This is a genomic window from Burkholderia sp. PR2 (assembly GCF_052372875.1).
In the GTDB taxonomy this organism is placed as follows: Bacteria; Pseudomonadota; Gammaproteobacteria; order Burkholderiales; family Burkholderiaceae; genus Burkholderia; species Burkholderia diffusa.
Genome location: NZ_JBQRWH010000004.1, coordinates 1,520,511 through 1,542,610 on the forward strand (window position 1 = coordinate 1,520,511; position 22,100 = coordinate 1,542,610).

Annotated in this window: 22 protein-coding genes; 17 read left to right on the forward strand and 5 right to left on the reverse strand. The window is 63.5% G+C overall.

The window, feature by feature from the left end; all coding sequences use genetic code 11:
- The first annotated feature begins 235 nt into the window (after window positions 1-235).
- The 14 genes from ACT2FV_RS24265 (at window position 236) to ACT2FV_RS24330 (ending at window position 14,006) form a co-directional block, all read left to right on the forward strand.
- Window positions 236-424 (forward strand): Flp family type IVb pilin, encoded by a 189-nt coding sequence (locus ACT2FV_RS24265; RefSeq protein WP_444504956.1) that lies wholly within the window; start codon window positions 236-238, stop codon window positions 422-424.
- Window positions 425-495: 71 nt separating this feature from the next.
- Window positions 496-993, forward strand: coding sequence for an A24 family peptidase (locus tag ACT2FV_RS24270; RefSeq protein ID WP_444504957.1), 498 nt, complete (start codon window positions 496-498; stop codon window positions 991-993).
- A gap of 11 nt (window positions 994-1,004) precedes the next feature.
- A complete protein-coding gene (locus ACT2FV_RS24275) occupies window positions 1,005-1,496 on the forward strand; it encodes a TadE/TadG family type IV pilus assembly protein (protein ID WP_444504958.1) in 492 nt (163 codons plus the stop codon).
- A gap of 74 nt (window positions 1,497-1,570) precedes the next feature.
- Entirely contained in the window at window positions 1,571-2,506 is a 936-nt protein-coding gene (cpaB, locus tag ACT2FV_RS24280; protein ID WP_444504959.1) for a Flp pilus assembly protein CpaB, read from the forward strand.
- Between the two features lie 64 nt (window positions 2,507-2,570).
- Entirely contained in the window at window positions 2,571-3,902 is a 1,332-nt protein-coding gene (locus tag ACT2FV_RS24285; protein WP_444505445.1) for a type II and III secretion system protein family protein, read from the forward strand.
- Between the two features lie 60 nt (window positions 3,903-3,962).
- Window positions 3,963-5,237 carry a fimbrial protein gene (locus ACT2FV_RS24290; protein WP_444504960.1) on the forward strand — a complete coding sequence of 425 codons (1,275 nt, stop codon included), beginning with the start codon at window positions 3,963-3,965 and terminating at the stop codon, window positions 5,235-5,237.
- A gap of 3 nt (window positions 5,238-5,240) precedes the next feature.
- Window positions 5,241-6,608, forward strand: a complete 1,368-nt coding sequence (locus ACT2FV_RS24295) for a CpaF family protein (protein ID WP_444504961.1) — start codon at window positions 5,241-5,243, stop codon at window positions 6,606-6,608.
- Entirely contained in the window at window positions 6,601-7,590 is a 990-nt protein-coding gene (locus ACT2FV_RS24300; RefSeq protein ID WP_444504962.1) for a type II secretion system F family protein, read from the forward strand. The genes ACT2FV_RS24295 and ACT2FV_RS24300 overlap by 8 nt, the downstream gene beginning before the upstream one ends.
- A gap of 4 nt (window positions 7,591-7,594) precedes the next feature.
- On the forward strand, window positions 7,595-8,587 hold the full coding sequence (locus tag ACT2FV_RS24305; protein WP_444504963.1) for a type II secretion system F family protein: 993 nt from the start codon (window positions 7,595-7,597) through the stop codon (window positions 8,585-8,587).
- Window positions 8,588-8,605: 18 nt separating this feature from the next.
- The gene (locus ACT2FV_RS24310) at window positions 8,606-9,448 is read left to right on the forward strand and encodes a tetratricopeptide repeat protein (protein ID WP_444504964.1); all 843 of its coding nucleotides are present in this window, start codon (window positions 8,606-8,608) and stop codon (window positions 9,446-9,448) included.
- A gap of 20 nt (window positions 9,449-9,468) precedes the next feature.
- Window positions 9,469-9,798, forward strand: a complete 330-nt coding sequence (locus ACT2FV_RS24315; RefSeq protein ID WP_444505446.1) for a DUF3613 domain-containing protein — start codon at window positions 9,469-9,471, stop codon at window positions 9,796-9,798.
- An 11-nt stretch (window positions 9,799-9,809) separates the two neighbouring features.
- Window positions 9,810-11,840 (forward strand): pilus assembly protein TadG-related protein, encoded by a 2,031-nt coding sequence (locus ACT2FV_RS24320; protein WP_444504965.1) that lies wholly within the window; start codon window positions 9,810-9,812, stop codon window positions 11,838-11,840.
- 11 nt (window positions 11,841-11,851) lie between these two features.
- On the forward strand, window positions 11,852-13,243 hold the full coding sequence (locus ACT2FV_RS24325) for a sigma 54-interacting transcriptional regulator (protein WP_174911467.1): 1,392 nt from the start codon (window positions 11,852-11,854) through the stop codon (window positions 13,241-13,243).
- Window positions 13,244-13,298: 55 nt separating this feature from the next.
- The gene (locus ACT2FV_RS24330) at window positions 13,299-14,006 is read left to right on the forward strand and encodes a DUF2968 domain-containing protein (RefSeq protein ID WP_059608536.1); all 708 of its coding nucleotides are present in this window, start codon (window positions 13,299-13,301) and stop codon (window positions 14,004-14,006) included.
- Between the two features lie 83 nt (window positions 14,007-14,089).
- Here the strand turns inward: ACT2FV_RS24330 and hfq are convergent, their stop codons facing one another.
- Window positions 14,090-14,683 carry an RNA chaperone Hfq gene (hfq, locus tag ACT2FV_RS24335; protein ID WP_124625986.1) on the reverse strand — a complete coding sequence of 198 codons (594 nt, stop codon included), beginning with the start codon at window positions 14,681-14,683 and terminating at the stop codon, window positions 14,090-14,092.
- 293 nt (window positions 14,684-14,976) lie between these two features.
- Here hfq and ACT2FV_RS24340 point away from each other — a divergent pair, with 293 nt between their 5' ends.
- Window positions 14,977-15,258 carry a hypothetical protein gene (locus tag ACT2FV_RS24340; protein ID WP_059608534.1) on the forward strand — a complete coding sequence of 94 codons (282 nt, stop codon included), beginning with the start codon at window positions 14,977-14,979 and terminating at the stop codon, window positions 15,256-15,258.
- Between the two features lie 27 nt (window positions 15,259-15,285).
- On the opposite strand, the gene ACT2FV_RS24345 is transcribed toward ACT2FV_RS24340, so the two are convergent.
- The 4 genes from ACT2FV_RS24345 to ACT2FV_RS24360 all read right to left on the reverse strand — a co-directional run bounded on the left by ACT2FV_RS24345 (window position 15,286) and on the right by ACT2FV_RS24360 (window position 20,521).
- Window positions 15,286-16,200, reverse strand: a complete 915-nt coding sequence (locus tag ACT2FV_RS24345; protein WP_444504966.1) for a DUF1571 domain-containing protein — start codon at window positions 16,198-16,200, stop codon at window positions 15,286-15,288.
- Window positions 16,201-16,229: 29 nt separating this feature from the next.
- The gene (locus ACT2FV_RS24350) at window positions 16,230-17,984 is read right to left on the reverse strand and encodes an AMP-binding protein (RefSeq protein ID WP_151050883.1); all 1,755 of its coding nucleotides are present in this window, start codon (window positions 17,982-17,984) and stop codon (window positions 16,230-16,232) included.
- A 281-nt stretch (window positions 17,985-18,265) separates the two neighbouring features.
- Window positions 18,266-19,084: a TetR/AcrR family transcriptional regulator gene (locus ACT2FV_RS24355; protein ID WP_151050881.1), complete on the reverse strand. Its 819-nt coding sequence runs from the start codon at window positions 19,082-19,084 to the stop codon at window positions 18,266-18,268.
- A gap of 216 nt (window positions 19,085-19,300) precedes the next feature.
- Entirely contained in the window at window positions 19,301-20,521 is a 1,221-nt protein-coding gene (locus ACT2FV_RS24360; protein WP_151050879.1) for an MFS transporter, read from the reverse strand.
- 281 nt (window positions 20,522-20,802) lie between these two features.
- Here ACT2FV_RS24360 and ACT2FV_RS24365 point away from each other — a divergent pair, with 281 nt between their 5' ends.
- Window positions 20,803-21,345, forward strand: a complete 543-nt coding sequence (locus tag ACT2FV_RS24365; RefSeq protein WP_151050877.1) for a GNAT family N-acetyltransferase — start codon at window positions 20,803-20,805, stop codon at window positions 21,343-21,345.
- Between the two features lie 115 nt (window positions 21,346-21,460).
- Window positions 21,461-22,087, forward strand: coding sequence for a ParB-like protein (locus ACT2FV_RS24370; protein ID WP_124625718.1), 627 nt, complete (start codon window positions 21,461-21,463; stop codon window positions 22,085-22,087).
- Window positions 22,088-22,100: the final 13 nt, after the last annotated feature.

Sequence of the window (22,100 nt, forward strand, 5' to 3'; positions counted from 1 at the left end):
AGCAGATGTAAGCAAATGTACAGTTCGGTACACGACGTTCGAGGAGGGTCGCTATCGCGAATGTTAACTTGCATCAAATGTTGATACATACCCTTCGGGGTGACATATAAAGAAGGCGCACCCGGTTGTCGTTACACCTGATGTGACGAACGGCGCGGGGCAAGGGCCGGATATGCGGGGATGTAGAACGTATAAAAGGCCAAAAAACGTACATACAGGCACGAGGAATTAAAAAATGAAAGCACTCATCAAGCGCTTCCTGAAGGAAGAAGACGGGGTTACCGCGATCGAGTATGGGCTGATTGCGGGGCTGATCGCGGTGGCGATCATCGCAAGCGTTTCGACGATCGGTACCAATCTCGGAACCATGTTCTCGACTATCTCAAACTGCGTAACCACACCCGCTTCCTGCAAGGCCGGCTGATCTCACTCTCTGTTGGGTAGGTAGCGAACGCATTAGGTTCGCTGCCTACCCGCTAGCAGTCGGTTGTTGCTATGGCGAACCTATTGTTTACCGGGACTTTCCTGGCATGGGCTACGCTGGTCGGCGTCACTGATATTCGGTATCGACGTATTCCGAATTCGCTCGTTATTGCGGGTTTGGCAAGTGCATTGATCGGTACGGCCATCAGTGGAAATCCGTTCGGGGTTGCCATGGGTCAGTCAGTGATCGGCGCGTTTGCGGGCCTGGTCTGCTTCTCCCTTTTCTTCGCATTACGTGTAATGGGCGCGGCCGACGTCAAGGTATTCGCCGTGCTCGGCGCTTGGTGCGGTGTGCAAGCGTTGCCGTGGTTGTGGCTCATCGCAAGCATAGCCGCGGCTTTCCATGCGCTCTGGGTAATGGTGTTGTCACGGACTTCAATTTCTGCGCTATGCAAGCGCGATACGCCGGCGATGACGCTTGGTGGCCGCCGAGCGACGCCTTACGCAGCGTTTCTGGTGATGCCTGCTGCTGTTTGGCTTCTGCATCTTATGCATGTGAGGGGAGTGTGATGGCTCGGTGGATGCAAGCACGCCAGTCGCCCGCATGGCGGCGGCAACGGGGAGTGGCGGCTGTCGAGTTCGCGTTTGTATTTCCCTTATTCTTCCTCATCTTTTACGCGATCGTCACCTTCGGGATGGTTTTCATCATCCAGCAAAGCCTGACGTTCGCGGCAACCGAAGGTGCACGTGCCGCGTTGAGCTACACGTCAACGCCGTGCGACCGGCTGCAGGTCAATGCCCGGAATGCCGTGGCGCGAGCGTTGGCCGGCGCGCCGTGGTCGCAGAACGTCAGTTTTGCCGCACAGGTTTCCACGTCGGTGCCGGCGCCCACCACGACGCCCGGCATCACCTGTAGTGGAACGTTCACTTCGACGTCCACGTCGACATTCAACGTGATGGTGACGACGAGTTATTCGTACGCGGCGAATCCGCTGATTCCATGGATATTCATATTCAGTGCGCCGCAGTTGCAGAGTAGCGCGACCGTGCAGGTTCAGCCGAGCATGCTTTGAATTGAATCCCGGTTGAACCGAGTCATCCCACCGTAGCCACGCTCCAGAACCGATTCCGGCATTTTCATATCAACATGGCCAACAATCTGACAAAAATCGTCGCGGGGTTGCTGATTGCGATCGCTATTCTGCTCGGAATATACGCGTGGATGCTTGGGCGCAGTACGTCGCGCCCCGTCCCCGCACAACAGGCCATCGCCGCGAGTTCGGTGCCGGTGGTCTTCGCGACGCGCACACTCCCGGTCGGCCAGCCGATTGCCGCTGATGCATTGAAGGTTCAACCGACCGCCTCGGCGCCCGCGGGTGCGTTTGCCGATCCTGCCGTCCTGGTCGGCCGTGTTCCTGCGAAGGATATTCCAGCGTCAGCGCCGGTCGTGTCGGAAGCCCTGGTGTCCGGGCTTGCCGAGGACATTCAACCCGGCGAACGTGCGATTGCGGTTCGCGTTGACGAGACCAACGCCGTCGGCAACCGCCTGCGGCCCGGCAACTTCGTCGACGTATTCGTCAATCTGAAGCGCGAACCGAGCAGCGCGATGCTCGACGGTGAGGTTTCGCAGACACAAGCGCGGCTGCTGATGTCGAAGGTGCGCGTGCTGTCGTTCGGCGACGCGACGCCGGAACGTGACAGCGGCAGCAACACTAACGGCAACAACGGACAACCGAGCAACGCGCGCATTGCGGTACTTGCGGTACCGACCGCGCAGGTCAACGCGCTGACGCTCGGCGAATCGAGCGGCCGGCTGACGCTCGCGCTGCGTAACCCGCGGGACGATGAACTCGCGACGCAGACGGTGGCTGTGCGTACGGACAACAAACTGTCGCCGTCGGCGCTTGCTGCGGCCGGTGTGTCGCTGCAACAGTTGTCCGGCACGCCGAGGACCGCGGTGGCCAATGTGAACGTGCCTCCTCTCCCGTCGCGCCTGCCGCCGTCGGTGCGTTCGGGCGGGAGCGGAAGCGGGGGCAGCATCGAGGTGATTCGTGGCGGCCGGTCAGAGACGGTTTCATATTGAACAGCATCGATGGCCATCGACATCAGCGACGACAAGTAACGGCCGTGCGACGGTCCAACAAACAATGAAAAACATACTGATTGCATTCGCGATTGCACTCTGGGCCCTGACATTCGCTTCCATTGCAAGCGCGGGCGGCACGATCGAACTCGCAGTCGGCGCGCAGCGGCAGCTTTCCGCCGGCCGCGCGCTGCAACGGGTCGCCGTTGGCGATCCGGTGATAGCCGACGTGCTGATCATGAAGGGCAGTCGTTCCGGCTCCGTACTGCTGACCGCGAAGGCGCCCGGTGCAACGAACGTGATGTTATGGGAGCGCGGTCGCGACGAGCCGACGGTCTGGAGCGTCGAAGTCGTCGATGCGGCTGCGCATGCCGTACTCGACGGTTCGACGCCGCAGGTGAAGGCGTACGGCGGGACGTCGGTGCTGCAGGGAACGGCGACTTCGCTCGATGCGCACGAACGGGCTGCGGCCGTCGCCAAAAACATGAGCCCGAAAGGCACAGTGATCGATCGCTCGACGCTGGCCGGCAAGAATGTCGTGCAGGTCGACGTGCGCGTCGTCGAGTTCAGCCGCTCAGTGCTCAAGCAGGTCGGGTTCAACTTCTTCAAGCAGAGCAACGGTTTCTCGTTCGGCTCGTTCTCGCCGGGCGGCGTACAGTCATATAACGGTGGATCGGGGCCAGGTACGGCAGGATACATCCCGACGCTTGGCGCACCGGTTGCATCTGCATTCAACCTGGTTGTTAACGCAGCGGGGCGTGGCATCTTTGCCGACTTGTCGCTACTCGAGGCGAGTAACCTGGCGCGCGTGCTCGCGGAGCCGACGCTTGTCGCGCTGTCCGGTCAAAGCGCCAGCTTTCTCGCCGGCGGCGAGATTCCGGTGCCGTCGCCTCAGGGGCTCGGCTCGACCGCGATCCAGTGGAAGCAATATGGCGTCGGATTGTCGCTGACCCCGACGGTGCTGAGTCCGAACCGGATCGCGCTGAAGGTCGCGCCGGAGTCGAGCCAGCTCGACTTCGTCAACAGCGTGACGATCAGCGGCGTTGCGGTACCGGGCATCACGACGCGCCGCGCAGATACGACGGTCGAACTCGGCGATGGCGAGAGCTTCGTGATCGGCGGCCTGATCGACCGCCAGACCATGTCGAATGTGAGCAAGGTGCCGCTGCTCGGCGACCTGCCGATCATAGGGACGTTCTTCAAGAACTTGAATTACCAGCAGAGCGACAAGGAATTGCTGATTATTGTGACGCCGCACCTGGTTGCGCCGATCGCGAAGGGCGCGGTACTGCCGGCGACACCCGGCGAGTTGTCCGAGCAGCGCGACGGGCCAGTGTGGCGATCCTATCTGGGCGGTGCGGCGTCGCCGGACGCAGCGCCGGGATTTTCCAAATGAATGTGAAGCATGGCGCGTTGCGGCACGTCGCGACGCCTTGCGTAATCGGGGGTGTTCGACATGAACGCACGAATCCAATCATTGTGTGAACCCGCCGTGATCGACTATTTCGTTTGTGCATCGACAAAGGAAGCGCATGTGCGCTGGCTGGCCGATACATTGGTGTCCGCCGGCGCTGTCGAGGCTGCGTCGCTGGAACCGGGCATGCTTGCGCAGCGCATCACGGGGCTGAATCCGGCGCTGGTCTTTATCGATTTCTCCGAGCGCAGCGAAGTGGCGAGCGCCGCGGTTGCCGGGGTGCGCGCAGCACATCCGGGGTTGCCGATCGTCGCGCTCGGCTCGCTCGCGCAGCCGGAGAGCACGCTGGCCGCGCTGCGTGCGGGCGTGCGCGACTTCATCGACGTGTCGGGTACCGCCGAGGATGCGCTGCGGACCACACGCGGATTGCTGTCACACGTCAGCGAGCCGGCGAGTCGGCACGGCAAGGTCGTCGCGTTGCTCGGCGCGCGTGCCGGCATGGGAGTCAGCACGCTCGCCGCGAATCTCGCGGTCTGGCTGCAGAAGCGCGCGCTCGGGCCCGGCGCGACGGGCAACGCGAACGGCGGCGCGCCAGCCGGCCGGCAGACCGCTCTGATCGACCTCGGGCTCCCTGCCGGAGATGGCGCTTTGTTCCTGAATACGCGCTGCGAATTCCACTTTATCGATGCCGTGCAGAATCTGCGTCGCATCGATCGCACGTTCGTGAACACTGCGCTGACCCGCCATCACAGCGGCGTTGCGTTGACGACGTTGCCACCTGACCTCAGTGGGTTGCGCGACGTGTCATACGCGTCGTGCGTCGGTTTATTGAACCGCTTTCGCGCGTTCTTCGACCAGCAGGTCGTCGATCTCGGCGGGTTCTCGAATCGCGAGTTCGTCACGCAGATCGCCGCATCGGCCGACGAGGCGTGGCTTGTCTGCGATCAGGGCGTCGCGTCGATCGTTTCGGCCGCCGACCTGCTCACCGGGCTGCGCGATGCGGGTGTCGATACCGATCGCGTCAAGCTCGTGGTCAACCAGTACGATTCCGCGCTGGACCTGATGCCCGGGCAGATCGCCGAGCGTCTCGGGTTGTCGCTGGTCGGCACCTTGCCCGCACGTCGCGTCGCGATCGGCCATGCGGCGAACCAGGGACGACTCATCGTCGACGCGGCGGAGCGCGACCCGTATGTGCGCGCACTCGAATCCCTCGCCACGCGGCTGCCGGGTATCTCGGGCATGGCGGGCGCGTCGCGCGCGGCGCCCGGCCTGTCGGCGCTCAAACGTTTCATTCAACCCTCGTCCAAGCGGTCATAACCGATGGCACACGACATTCAATTCGCCGACGGCGCAGCGCCGTTCTCCCAGACGCAGCAATTCCACGACATCAAGAATGCCGCGCATGAACACCTGCTGACGCGGATCGAGGAACTGGGCGCCGAGTTCGGCCGATGGTCGCGCCAGGCGATCAATCAGTTCGTCGATCTCGAGATCGACAGCTTCGTCCGCCTGCGCCGCATTCCGCTCAACGAGAACGAGGTGCGCGCGATCGCCGAGGCGCTGACGAAGGAACTCGCGGGCTTCGGGCCGATCGAGGATCTGCTCGCGGATCCTGCGGTCGAGGACATCCTGATCAACGGCTACAACGACGTGTACGTGTCGCGGCACGGGATCCTCGCGAAACTGCCGGTGCGCTTTACCGACAATGCGCACTTGCTGCGAATCGTGCGCCGGATCCTCGCGCCGATCGGGCGCCGTCTCGACGAATCGAATCCCATGGTCGACGCGCGACTGCCCGATGGCGGACGCGTGAACGTCGTGATCGAGCCGTTGTCGATCGACGGCCCGATCGTGTCGATCCGGAAATTCCGCAAGGATCCGCTCAAGCCATCGGACCTGCTCGGCAACGGCACGTACAACGAAGAGATCGGCGCGCTGCTCGAGGCGGCGGTCGAGGCACGCTGCAACGTGCTCGTGTCGGGCGGCACGAGTTCGGGCAAGACGTCGCTGCTCAATGCGCTCGCATTCCACATTCCGGAGGCCGAGCGTGTCGTGACGATCGAGGATACGGCGGAGCTGTCGCTGAATCACCCGCACGTCGTGCGGCTCGAAAGCCGCCCGGGCGGATTCGACGGTAGCGGTGTCGTGACGATTCGCGACCTGTTGCGCAACACGCTGCGGATGCGTCCGGACCGGATCATCGTCGGCGAAGTGCGCGGCGGCGAGGTGCTCGAAATGCTGCAGGCCATGAACACGGGCCATGACGGCTCGATGGGCACCGTGCACGCGAGTTCGCCGCGCGAATGTCTGTACCGTCTCGAGATGCTCGCGGGCTTCGCCGGCTTCCAGGGGACCGAATCGAGCCTTCGTCGCCAGATCGCGAACGCAATCGACTTCATCGTGCAGATCGGGCGCCTGTCGAACGGGCGACGCCGGATTCTTTCGATCACCGAAGTGACCGGTCTGTCCGACAACATCATCGCGACGCAGGAACTGTATCGCTACGAAGCGCGCGTGACGCCGGAAGGCGAGGAAATCGATCACTGGGAATCGCTCGGCATCCATCCGCATTCGCCGAAGCTCGCGCGCTTCCGCCAGACGCTGACGAACAGCGGATCGGGTGGCAGCGGGTTCGGCGGCGGCTTCGGCGGCGGCGGATTCGGCCGCGGCGGGGGCTTCAATGTATAGCGCAATGATCGGGGTGCTCGCGGTCGCGATGCTGTGCGCGGCGTCGGCGCTGATGCTGTGGCGACATGCGGAAACCCGGCGCGTGCGTACCGATGCGAAGCGCTTCATCGACAGTCGGCTCGAACCGGGCGCACGCGGAGCGGCGCCGGCCGCCAGGCCGGCGGCGTCGACTGCGCCTCGCGCCTCGTCGTCGACCAGCGTGCGCAACGCGGCATCGAGTGCGTTCTGGATACACTGGTACGGGGCGGTAAAAGAGCATCTGACCAATCTCGTGAGCCGTGCCGGGATCGAGGGTGCGCGTGGCAAGGCTATCGGCGCGCTTGCCGTGCTCGTCGCAATCGCGGCGATGGCGGGTAGCCGCGGTGGCGCGCTCGCATCGTTCGCCGCGCTTCTCTGCGGGAGCACGATTTTCGGCATCTGGCTCACTTCGCGAATCCAGCGGCGGCGATTAAAGATCGTCCGGCAGATCCCTTCGTTTCTCGACGGAATCGTGCGGCTGGTGACGCTGGGCAACAGCGTGCCCGCGGCATTTCAGGCAGCGTTGCTGACGACGGAGGAGCCTTTGCGAGGGTGTCTCGATCATGTTTCCCGGATGTTGCGGACGGGTGTCGAGATCGATCGCGCGATGCTTCACATCGCGAAAATTTATCGGACCCAGGAATTCGAACTTCTCGGTTCGGTGCTGCGTTTGTCGGTCAAGTACGGCGGTCGGGCGGACGTGATGCTCGATCGCATGGCCGTGTTCATGCGCGACCTCGAGCAGGCGGAGCGTGAACTGGCAGCGATGTCGGCGGAGACGCGATTGTCGGCTTTCGTCCTCGTGATGCTACCTATCGCGATTGGCAGTTTTGTCGTGATGACCAACCCGAAGTATCTGGAAGGCATGTGGAACGATCCGAGCGGTCGAATGCTCCTCATGTTTGCGTTTCTCGCGCAAGTGGCCGGCAGCGTATGGTTGTATCGAATGGCTCGACTCAGGTGATGCGATGACGGCAACTCAGATCGGATCGGTTGCCCTGGCGCTCGGCGCGCTGGGCGTGCTGTTGTTCGGAATGGTCGCGTTGCTGCGTGCGAGCGCAGCCTCGCGTGCCGAACGTGCGCTTGTCGATGCGCTCGACCGGCGCATGGCGGCACTCGATGCGGCCAAGGTGTGGCCGGCGACCGACGGCAGTACTGACACGCAACCGGCTACGCGTAATCGCCAGCGCCTTGAACGTGTGCTTGCACGTGTGTCGGAGGCGGGGATGCGCTGGCTCGATACCGGTTTCGGCAAGCACATCGTCGCGGAAGAAGATCGCCGCCTTCTTGAGCAATGCGGCTACGTCGACACCCGCACGCGCGGACTGTTCCTGAGTGCGCGGATCGCATGCGGGGTCGGGCTGCCGCTTCTCTTCGCGATTTTCGCCAGTGGGCGAATGACGGGCGGATACTGGACGACCGGTATGTTCGCTGCGTTCGCGCTTGGCTTCATGCTGCCGAAGATATTCTTGCAGCGCCGTGCCGCGGCGCGTCGCCAAAGCGTGGTCGATGAACTGCCGTTGTTCGTCGACATGCTGCGGCTGTTGCAGGGCGTCGGACTGTCGCTGGATCAAAGCTTGCAGGTCGTGACGAACGATTTTCGAGGAATGATGCCGGTGCTGTCGTCGGAAGTTGGGATCGCGCAGCGCCAGTTTGCGGCCGGTCGCACGAGAGACCAGTCGATGCAACGGTTGTCAGGCGGATTCGACAACGAGGACTTGCGCGCGATTGTCCGTTTGATGGTGCAGGTCGACAAGCACGGTGGCGCAGTGCAGGAGCCGCTCAAGCAGTTCGGCGACAGGCTACGCGAGACGCGCCGTGCGATGCTTCGCGAACGCATCGGTCGACTGACGGTGAAGATGACGGGGGTCATGATCCTGACGCTGCTGCCCGCACTGCTGATCGTGACTGCTGGCCCCGGATTTCTGGCAGTGATGCATGCGCTGTCGGCGCATCATTGATAGGTGGAAGGAATGACGATGAATCGGATCAGCAGGGCAGCAAGGCGCGCAGGTATGGCGACAGCGGTGCTGCTGCTTGGCGCTTGTGCGACCAAGGAGAGCGGATACGGCGTCGGCGTGCAAACTGAACGCGCGGCACTGATTCAGGCGGCTGAGCAGAAACAGGCGGTGCCGGACACGCCCGCGATGTATCTCGGCTTGATCCAGCGAATGCAGGCCCAAGGTCTCTATTACGCGTCGCTTGCACACATCGACGCTTATGACAAGGCATACGGCATCTCGCCGGATACGATCTTGCTTCGCGCGGACGCGCTTCGCATGACGGATCAGCCCGCCGCGAGCGCTGCCGCCTACACGCAGTTGCTGAAGACGCCACTCGCCGCTCGCGGGTACCGCGGACTCGGATTGATCGCAGGCGCGGCTGGGGATTTCGATCAGGCGGTACGGGCTCTCACACAGGCGTCGGAGCTTGCGCCGACGGACGCGTCGTTGTTGTCCGATCTCGCCTATGCGAAATTGCGTAACGGCGACGTGGTCGGCGCGCGGGTGCCCTTGATGAAGGCCGCGGAACTGGACCAGCGCAATCCGAAGATCGTCAGCAACCTCGCTTTGTATCTGATCGCTGCCGGGCGTACACAGGACGCACAGCGGCTTATGAGCCAGCAGCGACTACCCGCAGATATCCGCAAGGACATCGCGAGCGATGCCGCGAAGATTGCGGCCGTAGGACGTGCGCGGCAGCGTGCAGTTGCGATGCCACCGGTGGTGTCGCGGCACGCGCCGAACGCGCCCATCACACCGATGGCAAACAATTTCGGCTATGACCAGACCGTGCCGCTGCTGCAACGGTTTGCACAATGAACAAGGATGCGGGGATCGACATGAACAACAAACATTATCGAAACGCGCGTGCGAGTCGCATCATGATGCTCGCCGCGATCATGACGATGACGATGGGCACCGCAGTCGCGCAGGTACGACAGGAAATAACGCCGGCAGCTTCCGATGTTGACCGTTCGACAAAGGAATGGCTCTCGATCCAGCGAGACAACCGTGCTGCGGCACCAGCGCAACCGATGCTTGGTGACGTCGCGTCGCTGGTCTATCAGCGCTATCTCGATTCATTCAAGAACAAGATTCCGGTATCGATGAGCACGCAGCTGGGCAGTTCGTCGGGCGGCATGTCGGGTAGCGGGCAGAGTGCGCAGTAGGCGAGATGACGATGCGCGTAGATCAGACACATGAGTTCCCGCAGCGCGGCGCTCGCTGGTTGGGCAAGCGGCGTCAACGTGGCTCCATTGCGGTCATGGCAGCGATCTGGGTCATGGTAGCGATCGTGGTGCTCGGCGTGATCGACGTCGCGAATCTGTATTTGCAGAAGCGCGATCTGCAAAGGGTTGCGGACCTGGCTGCGTTGGCGGCAGTGCAGCCGATGACGAGTGATCCGACCAATTGCCTGAGCGATGCAAAGAACAATGTGACGACGAGCGCGAATATCAATGACAAGGGTTATGCTTTCACGCTGATAAGCGCCACGGCGACCGCAAGTCCGACCGTGGGAAACGACCAGATCGCCGTTAGCTGCGGGAAGTGGGACTCCTCGACCGCTTACGTGACGCCGGCGCCGACTGCTGCGAATGCGGCTCAGGTTACGGCGTACCGGCAGGTGAACTACTTCTTCCTGGGGCTGCTGAACCAGTTGAGCGGACGGCGGGCGGTGATCTCCGCGACGGCGACCGCACGTGCGGCCGCAATCGATACGTTTAGCGTGGGTTCGACGCTTGCGAACCTGAATACCTCTTCGTCCGCAATACTTGATCCCCTGTTGACCGGATTGCTGGGCGCTTCGACCAATGTCAATGTGGGCTTGGCCAATTACCAGGCGTTGGCCGGGGCCAACGTCACGCTGGGACAATTGGCGAGCGTCGCGACTCAACTCGGCACGGCAGGCATGTCGGGTCCAGCCAGCGTCGGGAAGTTGCTTGGTCTTAACCTGACTGTATCGGATATCCTGAACCTCGCCGCTACGGCGGTGGGCAGCAATACCACGGTCGGCACGGTCCTCACCGTACTGAAGAACAGCGTTGGCGCCAACGTCAATGTGAACAAGATCGCTTTGGGCAGCCTCCTGCAATACTCGGGCAGTAATCCGGAGGCGGCGGCGAATGCGAGCATCAACGTGCTTCAGTTGCTGCTGACGACGGCGCAGATCGGCGCATACAACAGCGCGCTGACTGTATCGATTGGGCAGGCCAACTGCCCCGGCAGTGCATTCTGTCCGCTTATTTCAGCGGTGTCGTCGCTGGTTCGAGTCAATAGCCTGCAATTGCAGGTGCTCGCGCCGCCGTCGATCGGAATTGGCGAAGCCGGACAGGTGAACGGCATCTGGCGCACGCAGGCGTCGCAAGCGGAGATCGGGCTCTACGTTGATGTGCAAGCGCTGTCGGATCCGCCGCCGCTGGGTATTCCCGGTCTGTTGACGCTTCAACTGACGGGACCGCATTTGCCCCTCTATATCATCCTTGGTGGCCCCGGTCGGGCATGGCTGGCCAACACGAGTTGCCAATCGACTCCGGCGGCGAGCACTGCGACGTTCGGTGCGTTGCCGGGTGTGGCTATGATTTGCGCCGGACAGAATACCGGCGGCACGGTGAATCTCAATTCCCCGAGCTGTGCGTCTAGTTCTGCCACGATTCCTGTTGCGAAATTGTCGGCGTCCGGAATACTCGGAAACTTTACCGCCCTGCAAGTTGCCTTGTCGCTGTCGAACCCCGTCGCGTACGTAGGGAGCAGTACCAGCACGCCTATCTATAGCGGGCCGCCATTGCCTTCGACTCCGGGGGCACTGAACGCCAGCCTGCCATTGACCGGGACGGGGATCGTTTATCCGAACAATTCGCAATACTCGTTCTGCAATACCAAGCCGAGCAATGGTGCGTGCGCGTCATCCGCATGGTCTCCGGGGCCTAACTGGACCACGTCGTCGACAGCAACCAACTCGCTCAACGTACAACTGACCAATCTGTTGAACGGAACGTTGCTCCAGCTCAATGTTTTAGGGATGGATCTATCAATTTTGACCCAGATTCTTCAGCCGCTCACGGGGCAGCTCATTCCTTTGCTGCTCGGGCTCGTCAATCCGTTGATCAACGTGTTAGTGACGCCATTGCTGACGGCACTAGGATTGCAAATCGGGCAACTGACCGTCATACAACACAGCCTGACTTGCAACGCCCCGCAAATCGTTCATTGAAAGCATCAACAATGAGAACCACTTCCGCAATCGCAGAACTCGACCTGTACGTCTGGGAAGGCAAGGCGGACATCGTCGACCGCGTTGCCCGCTGCATGGCGAGCTTCGACGTCGAAGTGATCCGCGCCGACAATGCGGAAATCTCGCCGGAGCGCGCCGCATTGCGGCCGTCGCTCGCGATCATCAGCGTGACGATGATCGAAACCGGCGCGGCATTCCTGCGCGACTGGCAGGCCAACATCGGCATGCCGGTCGTCTGGGTCGGCGCGGCGCGCGACCACGACGCGTCGCAGTATCCGCCCGACTATTCGCACATCCTGCCGCTCGACTTCACCTGTGCGGAACTGCGCGGGATGATCGGCAAGCTCGTCACGCAGCTGCGCGCGCATGCGGCCGATACGCTGCAACCTTCCGAACTCGTCGCGCACTCGGAGTCGATGCAGGCGCTGCTGCGCGAGGTCGATACGTTCGCCGACTGCGACACCAACGTGCTGCTGCACGGCGAAACCGGCGTCGGTAAGGAACGTATCGCGCAATTGCTTCACGAAAAGCATTCGCGCTACCGGAACGGCGAATTCGTTCCGGTCAACTGCGGCGCGATTCCGGATGGCCTGTTCGAATCGCTGTTCTTCGGGCACGCGAAAGGTTCGTTCACCGGCGCGGTTGTTGCGCATAAAGGCTATTTCGAACAGGCGGCGGGCGGCACGTTGTTCCTCGACGAAGTCGGCGACCTGCCGTTGTACCAGCAGGTCAAGCTGCTGCGCGTGCTCGAGGACGGCACCGTGCTGCGGGTCGGCGCGACGACGCCGATCAAGGTCGATTTCCGTCTCGTCGCGGCCAGCAACAAGAAGCTGCCGCAACTCGTGAAGGACGGCCTGTTCCGCGCGGATCTCTACTATCGGCTCGCGGTGATCGAGCTGAGCATTCCGTCGCTGGAAGAACGGGGCGCGGTCGACAAGATCGCGCTGTTCAAGTCGTTCGTCGCGGAGGTGGTAGGCGACGAGCGGCTCGCGCAGTTGTCTGACCTGCCTTACTGGCTCGCGGACGCGGTAGCGGACAGCTATTTCCCCGGCAACGTGCGCGAACTGCGCAACCTTGCGGAGCGGGTCGGGGTGACGGTGCGGCAAACGGGCGGCTGGGATGCCGCTCGACTGCAGCGGCTGATCGCCCATGCGCGCAATTCGGCGCAGCCCGTGCCGGTGGAGAGTGCGGCAGAGGTCTTCGTCGACCGCAGCAAGTGGGACATGAACGAGCGCAGCCGCGTGATCGCTGCCCTCGACGCAAACGGTTGGCGGCGCCAGGATACGGCTCAGCAGCTCGGCATCAGCCGGAAGGTCCTGTGGGAAAAGATGCGCAAATATCAGATATTCGACGAAGAGCCCGAGACCCGCGAAAGCGAGTAATTAATGAGATAAAATCGCGCTGAATTACAACGACACGGGCGGGGAATTGATATTCATGAGCCATATGACGGGGTTGGGGCGGGCGTGTGTGTTGCTCGCCATGATGGGAGGCATGCAGGGCGCGTTCGCGCAGGGGTTGGCCGGCAATGCATCGCCGGCGGTACAGCAGGCGTCGGCACCGGTGGCGGCGATTCCGGTGATCGACCAGCAGGTTCAGACGTCGGTGCAGCCGCAGGCGGGCGAGACGACCGGGCAGAGCACGGTCGACGAACTTCAGCGCCAGATCCAGGCGCATTCGCTGACGGAAATGCGCACCAGCTATAACGGCAGCTACGGCGCGAGCCTGCTGTTCAGCGTGAAGGACGGTTCCTATTTCGTCGCGCTGTTCCAGCAGAAGGCGTTCTGGCGTGTGATCAAGACTTACGACGAGACGCGGGCGGAAACGATCTATCGCGATTTCTCGCGTCAGGCGGAACGGCTGGCCGTCAACGAGCTGCGTGCGGCGAAGCTGGAATCGCAGAAGGCGCAGATGGACCGGCAGATCGAAGTCACGCAGGAGCGGGCGCGGCGTCTGCAGGCAGACATCTCGATCGCACGCGAGCAGCAGGCAACGGTTGCGGATCGCCAGAAGAGCGTCCGCGCCGAAACGGCGGCGTTGCAGGCGCAACAAGCGCAGCTTCAGTCGCAATTGCGCGCATTGCAGCAGCAGGTGCGTTCGCTGCAGCGCGAGGCCGACGCAGGCTTGCCGACGACGGCACACTGAGCGATCACGGCACGGCCGGTGCGGCGACATGCCGCGCCGACCCACCAGAAAAAAGGGCAAGCCATTTGGCTTGCCCTTTCGTTTTACTGGCCGTCCGGCACGATTCGCCGGCGGCGCGTAACGATCACCGGCCCATTGCCGCCGCGTGTGTCGGACGGCGACGTGTTGCCCGATGCGTCGCCGGCGTCGCGCGGTGTGCTGTAGCTTTCGCGCGGGGCGCCATAGCCTTCGCGGGGCTCGCGCGGCGCGCCATAACCGTCACGCGGTTCGCGCGGGGCGTAGCCTTCGCGCGGTTCACGGGAACCATAACCTTCACGCGGTTCGCGCGAGCCGTAGCCGCCGCCGTCGCCGCGCGATTCGCGGGCGCCGCCGTGCGAGCCGTACGGGCTGTGGCCGCCGCCTTCGCGGCCGCCCGGCCGACCACCGGTACGCGGGCCGCGGGGGCCGCCGCCGCCCGGGCGCGAGCCGCCGGTGTCGAGCTGGATCGTGGAAATCGCACGCTTGTAGATGCCTTGCAGACCCACGGGGGTGCGCAGCATCACCAGGTACTGGTCGAACGACTCGATACACCCCGTCAGACGAATGCCGTTGACGAGATAGATTTCAACACGCTTACGTTCCTTGCGCGCCGAATTGATGAAGTCGTTTTGCGGATGGGATTCTGCGGGATTGGCCATTGAGGTGCGGCAGGAGCCTGCGTCAGAGAATATGTTGTGCGTGTGTGGCGTGGTCGCCCACCAAGTGTTTGGCGGGATTTTACCCTGTTCGTTCCACCAGTGCGCAGTCGCGATTGTGTCGAACCGTAACCCACTATAGACGTTCCCGTGCATTTGCGCGATTCGGTCGAATGGCTAGTGCCGTTTCGTTACGTCGCGTTACGACTCTCGCAACGGCGTAGCACCTGGCGGTGCGCGGCGCGATTACATTCGACGCGCATGCCGGGCTGGCCGGCGGATCCGGGAAGGGGAACATGAACAAGCAGGGATTGGCGGTGTGGATCGGGAGTGTGGCGTTGCTCGCTTCCGGCAGTGCAATGGCGGGACACGTCGACCTGTCGGTGGGCATCGGCGTGCCGGTCGCACCGGTCTATGCCGAACCGGCGCCGGTCTATGTGGCGCCGCAGCCGGCGGTGGTCGCCTATCCGGGTTACGGATACGGCTACTACGGCGACGAGGACGACGACGGTTACCGGAGATGGCGCAGGCACGATCACAGGCATTGGCACAAGCATCACGACGATGACGACGATTGAGCGCGACCCGCGCGGCGCCGGTGACGATCAGAACGCGTAATCCGGATTCTTCGGGTCGAACGCGGATTCGTCGAGCGTCGCCGGCGCGATCTTCTCGATGATGATCCGTTCGAAGATCTTGCCGTCGTTGTCATAGGATTCGACAGTCCTGAAGTACGGCGCGTGCAGGTCGAGCCCGAGGGTTTCCTTCTTCGCATAGAACTGCGGGCGGCCGGTCGGCGTCTCATAGGTGAGCGCGACGACGCGCACCCCGCCGATCGTCTTCGCTTCCACCTGCGTCGGCCGCTGCACGCCGGCTTCCTGGTATTTCTTCCCTTCGGTCAGGTACAGGTTCGTGATGAACTCGGTGCCGAGATCCTTCACCTGGTGATTCGACTGCGCGCGTGCGAGTGCGCCGTCGAGCGCCGTCCACAGCGGAATCTTGCCCAGCAGGCCGCCGAGATGGCCGTACATCTCGTCCTTGCGCCGGGTCGTGTCGTAGATCGTCTCCTGTCCCGCATGCGCGCCGTCCGGCAGCCATTTCGCATACACCCGCAACGGTTCGCGGGTCGTCTTCACGAGCATGCGGTCGGGTGTGTCGGACCATTTCCCGCTGATGCGCTCCTGGCGCACCATCGTGAACTGGTACGACGGATAGCCGTTGGGACCATTGCGGATATAGAGCGGAACGGTGAGCGGATCGAGTGTCTTGAACAGCGCCGTGAGCGTCGCGTCGTCAAGTTGTGCGAGCGTGCCGCGCTGGGCGGCCGTGCGCAGCCAGCGCGCCGGCTGCGCGACCGGCTCGCGCGTGACCTTCGCCAGGTCCGCCGGCAGTGCGTCCTCCTGGACCGCGCTCGCGGCAGCGGCGGTTTCCTGCGCATGCAGGCCGGCTTGCGCGAGCGACAGCATGCACACAATGGCCGCGGCGGCGTGCCGCGTGCGGCGCTTCGTTCCTTCGTTCATCGACAGCGTCTCCCGGGGCGATGGATCGTTCAGCCTCGCTTCGCGGCGTTGAGCTTGGCGAGTTCCTCGTCGCGCAGCGCTCGGCGCAGGATCTTGCCGACATTCGTCTGCGGCAGCGCGTCGCGGAACTCGACGAACTTCGGCATCTTGTAGCCGGTCAGGTTCTTGCGGCAGTGCGCGAGCACGTCGTCGACCGTCAGCGTCGGGTCGCGGCGCACGACGAAGACCTTGATCCGTTCGCCCTGGACTTCGTCCGGGATGCCGATCGCGGCGGCTTCGCTGATGCCCGGATGCATGACCAGCACTTCCTCGATCTCGTTCGGATACACGTTGAAGCCCGAGACGAGGATCATGTCCTTCTTGCGGTCGATGAGGCGGATGAAGCCGTGTTCGTCCATCACGCCAATGTCGCCGGTGCCGAGCCAGCCGTCGGCGTCGATCACCTTCGCGGTCTCGTCGGGCCGCTGCCAGTAGCCGCGCATCACCTGCGGGCCGTGCACGCACAGCTCGCCGGGCTCGCCGATGCCGGCCCAGGTGCCGTCCTCGCGCCGGAAGCGCACGAGCGTCGACGGCGCGGGCAGGCCGATCGAGCCGCTGAATGCGGCCATGTCGTTCAGGTTCACTGGATTCATCGTGACGATCGGCGAGCATTCGGTGAGCCCGTAGCCTTCGACGACCGGCCGCCCCGTGACCTCGTGAAAGCGCTCCGCGACCGCGCGCTGCATCGCCATGCCGCCCGCCATCGCGAGCTTGAGCTTCGAGAAGTCGCGCTTGCGGAATTCCTCGTTGTCGAGGAACGCGTTGTACAGCGTGTTGATCCCGGTGATTCCGGTGAACGTTTCGTTGCGGATGATCTTCATCACCATCTTCATGTCGCGCGGGTTCGCGATCAGGATGTTGCGACCGCCGAGCCCCATGAAGATGAACGCGTTTACCGTCAGCGAATAGATGTGATAGAGCGGCAGCGGCGTCAGCACGGTCTCGACGTCGCCCGAGACCTGGTCGGCGATCCACGCCTTGGCCTGCAGCAGGTTCGCGATCAGGTTGCCGTGCGTGAGCATCGCGCCTTTCGCGACGCCTGTCGTGCCGCCCGTATATTGCAGGAACGCGAGATCGTCGCGCGTCGTCTTCACCGGTTGCGGTTTGCCGCGTGCGCCGAGCGCGAGGGCGGCGCGCAGCCGGATCGCCTGCGGCAGGGTGTAGGGCGGCACGAGCTTTTTCACGTGCTTCAGCACGAAATTGATCAGGCGCCCCTTTGCATTGAAGCCGTCTGCGAGCAGGTCGCCGAGCGCGGTGACGACGATGTTCTTCACCTGGGTTTCCGGCAACGCGTCCTGCAGCGTGCGTGCGAAGTTCTCGAACACGACGATCGTCTGCGCGCCGCTGTCCTTCAACTGGTGCGCGAGTTCGCGCGCGGTATAGAGCGGGTTGACGTTGACGACGATCGCGCCGGTTTTCAGCGTCCCGAACAGCGCGACCGGGTACTGGAACGTATTCGGCAGCATGATCGCGACGCGGTCGCCCGGTTTCACGCCGGTGCTTTGCAGATACGACGCGAACGCCTCGACTTTCTGCGCGAGCGTGCGGTAGGTCATCGATGCGCCTGCGCTCACGTAGGCGACCCGCTCGGCGAAGCGTGTCGTGCATTCGTCGAAGAATTGCACGAGCGATGCGTATTGCGTGACGTCGATCTCGTGCGGCACGCCGGGCGGATACGACGCGTACCAGATGCCATCGGTGTTCGGCGGGAGCTGGGCCGCTGCGGTTGCTGCGGATGATGACATGATGTGTCTCCGTTGTCGGTGAGAGTTGGCGCTTCAGCGCCTACTCTCACCCCATGCTTTGCGGTCGGTGAGAGTTGGCGCTTCGGCGCTTACGCTCACCCCATGCTTTACGTTCGGCGAGAGTTGACGCTTCTGCGCGATGTTCTCGCCATGCCTTCTTGTCGACGAGCGCAAGCCAGCGTCGGCTCCCGCCGCATGACATTCGTTCGGCCCGGGCCAGCGCATCAACGCCGGTCCGGGCCGCCAAAATCGTGAATCGCCGCCTGAGCGGCTCGGCGCGATCAGCTCGCCGAATGCACCGTCGCTGGATCGGCAGCCGACGCGCTCGAGGACAGCCCGAACGCCTCGCTCGCACCCGCATCGTCGAGCACGGCCGCGAAGATCGACAACTGCGCGCAGTCGGGCATCGGCGCCTTCAGTGCGGCGACGATCAGCGACGACAGCCGCGCGATCATCTGCACGTCGTTCATCGTGCGGCCTTGCGAGAATTCGTCGATCAGGCTTTCGGTTTCGGCGCCTGCCAGCGCGCCGGACAGCGCACCGATCGCGAAATGCAGCCGCCAGCCGAGCTCCGTGCGCGGCAGATGCGGCAGCGCGCGCTGGAACGCGTCGAAGAAGCGGCCGGCGACGCTCGCGTAGTGCGCGGTCAGGAAGTTGCGCACGAACGGCGACGGGTCGGTGTACGCGCGGCCGATCAGCCGCAGGAATGCGGGGCCGCCGCGGTCGGGGTCGCGCGACGCCTTCAGCGCGGGAATGAACATCGCGCCGAGCACGTGTTCGCAGGTGATATGCGCACCGAGCTGCGCATCGAAGCGGTCGAGGATGCCGAGGCGCTCCTGGTTGAGCTGGTCGAGCCGACGCGACAGCATCGCGTGGATCAGCGCTTCCTTGCTGCCGAAGTGGTAGTTGACCGCGGCGAGGTTCACCGCCGCGCGCGACGTGATCTGCCGCATCGACATCGCTTCGAAGCCGTGCTCGATGAACAGGTCCTCGGCCGCATCGAGAATGCGCGCCTTCGTCCCGCCGGTCTGCCGATTGCCGGATGACCGCGTCCCGGACGGCCGTCCCGCCGACGGTCGCCCCTCCTGACTGACTGCCATGTCCCGCCTCCCAATGCCGGTCGCCCGGCCGCGAACAGGTGATTTGATTATCTGATTCAAACAGCCGTTTTTATTAAGATAAAAAAACGCGGGCGGCACGGGCAAGCGAGGAATCTGGACAAATTCCTCTAGTTCGATGTGCAGATGCGGAAAGTATGTCGCGTGGCCCCGGCGGGACGGGGCACGCGTGATGGTGCGATGCGGCAATATGCAGGCTCACCCGACGGTGGTACGCGTATTGACCGATTGCGTCATGTCGATACCGCGCCGTTCGCGGCTGAACAGGATCAGCACGGCGATCACGACGGCTACGATGCCGGCCACGAGCGCCAGGGCGAAACCGTAGTTGTTGCCCTGGGAAACCGCGAGCGACGCCTGCATCGTCGCGTTGCCGGACGCGAGCAGGTTGCCGAGCTGGTAGACGACACCGGGGAAGGTCGCGCGAATCTCGTCGGGCGAGATCTCGTTCAGGTGAACCGGTATCACGCCCCACGCGCCCTGTACCGAGATCTGCATCAGGAACGCGCCGGCGGCGAGCGCGACCGGGCCGCTCGAGAACGCCCACAGCGGCAGAATCGGCAGCGCGATCAGCACGGCGATGAAGATCGCGCGACGGCGGCCGATCTTCTCCGAGATCGCGCCGAACGACAGGCCGCCGACGATCGCGCCGATGTTCAGCACGATCGTGATCCACGACACGGTATGCGGATCGAAGTGATGCTGTTCGCGCAGGAAGGTGGGGTAGAGGTCCTGCGTGCCGTGCGAGAAGAAGTTGAACGCGGTCATCAGCACGATCGCGTAGATCGTGAGTTTCCAGTTCTGCTGGATCGTGGTTACGAGACTCGGCCGCGCACGTTTTTCCATCTGCTTCCAGGCCGGCGATTCGGGCACGTGCGTGCGCACATACAGCACGAGCAGCGCGGGCAGCACGCCGACCATGAACATGCCGCGCCAGCCGATGTACTGGTAGAAGAGGCCGAACACGACAGACGCGAGCAGGTAGCCGCTCGGATAGCCAGCCTGCAGCAAGCCCGACACGAAGCCGCGCGCGTGGGTCGGCACGGTTTCCATCGTCAGCGCGGAGCCGACGCCCCATTCACCGCCCATCGCGATGCCGAACAGCGCGCGCAGCGCCAGCAGCGCGGCGAGGCTCGGCGCGAAGCCCGACGCGAGTTCGAGCAGCGAATAGCACGCGATGTTGACCATCAGCGTCGGACGGCGGCCGAAGCGGTCGGCGAGCCGGCCGAAGATCAGCGCGCCGATCGGGCGCATCGCGAGCGTGAGCGTCAGCGCAAATGCGACGGCGGGGATCGTCGACGCGAATTCGGTGGCGATGTCCTTCAGCACGAAGACCATCAGGAAAAAATCGAACGCGTCGAGTGTCCAGCCCAGGTAGGCGGCGATCGTGACGTTGCGTTGTTCGCGGGTCCAGCTCATGTCCGTGGTCTCCTCGTTGGCTTGCGCGCTCGCGATCCGCAGGCGGATGCCGGCCCGGCTTGCGCGCGGTGCGGGGGCATCTATCGAGTGTAGGCCGCGGCACCGTACGATGTGGGGTGCGATAACCGCGAATCGGGAATAATCCCTATGAAATGGGCTGTTGAGAAAACCGAAATGAACGTGCACGAGACAGGCGACAGGCGCCTGTATCATGCCGGAAGGCTTTTTGTATCACTTATGTAATGTGCGCGATGCGCATCGCCACCGAATCAGGAGTCCCGATGACCCACCCCTCCGTTGCCGCATTGCCCGTCCTGGAGACCGGGCGGCTGTGGCTGCGCCCGCGCGTGCTGGCAGATCTCGACGCGAGCATCGAGATGGATCGCGATCCGGAGGTCACGCGCTACATCTCGGGCCCGTGGCACGACCCGGACGAACATCGCCGCTTCGTCACGCACCGGATCACACGCGCGTATCCGCCCGGCCTCGGCTACTGGTCGATCTTCGAGAAAGCCGCGCCCGACGCCTTCATCGGATGGATCCTGTTGATTCCCGACTATGCGGGCGGCGCGCGCGACGTCGAGATCGGCTGGCGGCTCGTGCGCGCGGCGTGGGGGCGCGGCATCGCATGCGAGGCCGCCACGGCCGTCGCGCGTCATGCGTTCGACACCGTGCGGCTGCCGCGCGTGATCGCCGACATTGCCGAGGCGAACATGGGTTCGCTGAACGTCGCACGCAAGCTCGGGATGCGGCGCGTGAGCGTCGTTCATGACGGAATTCCCTACGTTCGTCATCGTCTCGAGCGCGACGACCTGCGTGCATAGTGTTGCGTTCCGTTGTCAGAGATAGTCAAGCGCATGCGTATCGAGGCCGCGACGTATTAACGGCTCGCAAGATCCGGAGTATCGTTGCCGGAAATTCGTAACATGGGGTACGGCCATGGCACTCGGCAACGACGTTCATCTCATTCCCGTCCGGCTCGACGCACTGCGTCCGACGCAAATGACGGTCGGCTATCGCGAAGTGAAAGCGAAGCGCAAGCACTGGAAGACGCTCGACAAGCGCGCACGCAAGGCCGCGATCGAGTCGCACTGGTTTCCGGCCGTCCTCGGCCCGGACGGGCTGCACTACATCACCGACCATCACCATCTCGGCCTCGCGCTGATCGAGGAAGGGGAGACGCGTGTGAACGCGATGCTGCTGAAGGATCTGTCCTGGCTCGACAACACGATCTTCTGGCGGATGATGGAACACAACCAGTGGGTGCATCCGTTCGGCGCGGATGGTTCGCGTCGCGAATACGCACATCTGCCGAAGGCGCTGACGGGGCTCGAGGACGATCCGTACCGGAGCCTTGCGGGCGAACTGCGCACGGCCGGCGGCTACGCGAAGGATGCGACGCCGTTCAGCGAATTCCTGTGGGCCGACTACCTGCGCCAGCACGTGACGCTCGACCAGATCCGCAAGAACTTCTCGAAGGCGCTCGACCTCTCGCTGCGCCGTGCGCATGAGCAAGACGCCCGCTATCTGCCCGGCTGGTCGGGTGTCATCGCCGTCAAACCCTGATACGCGCCCGGCG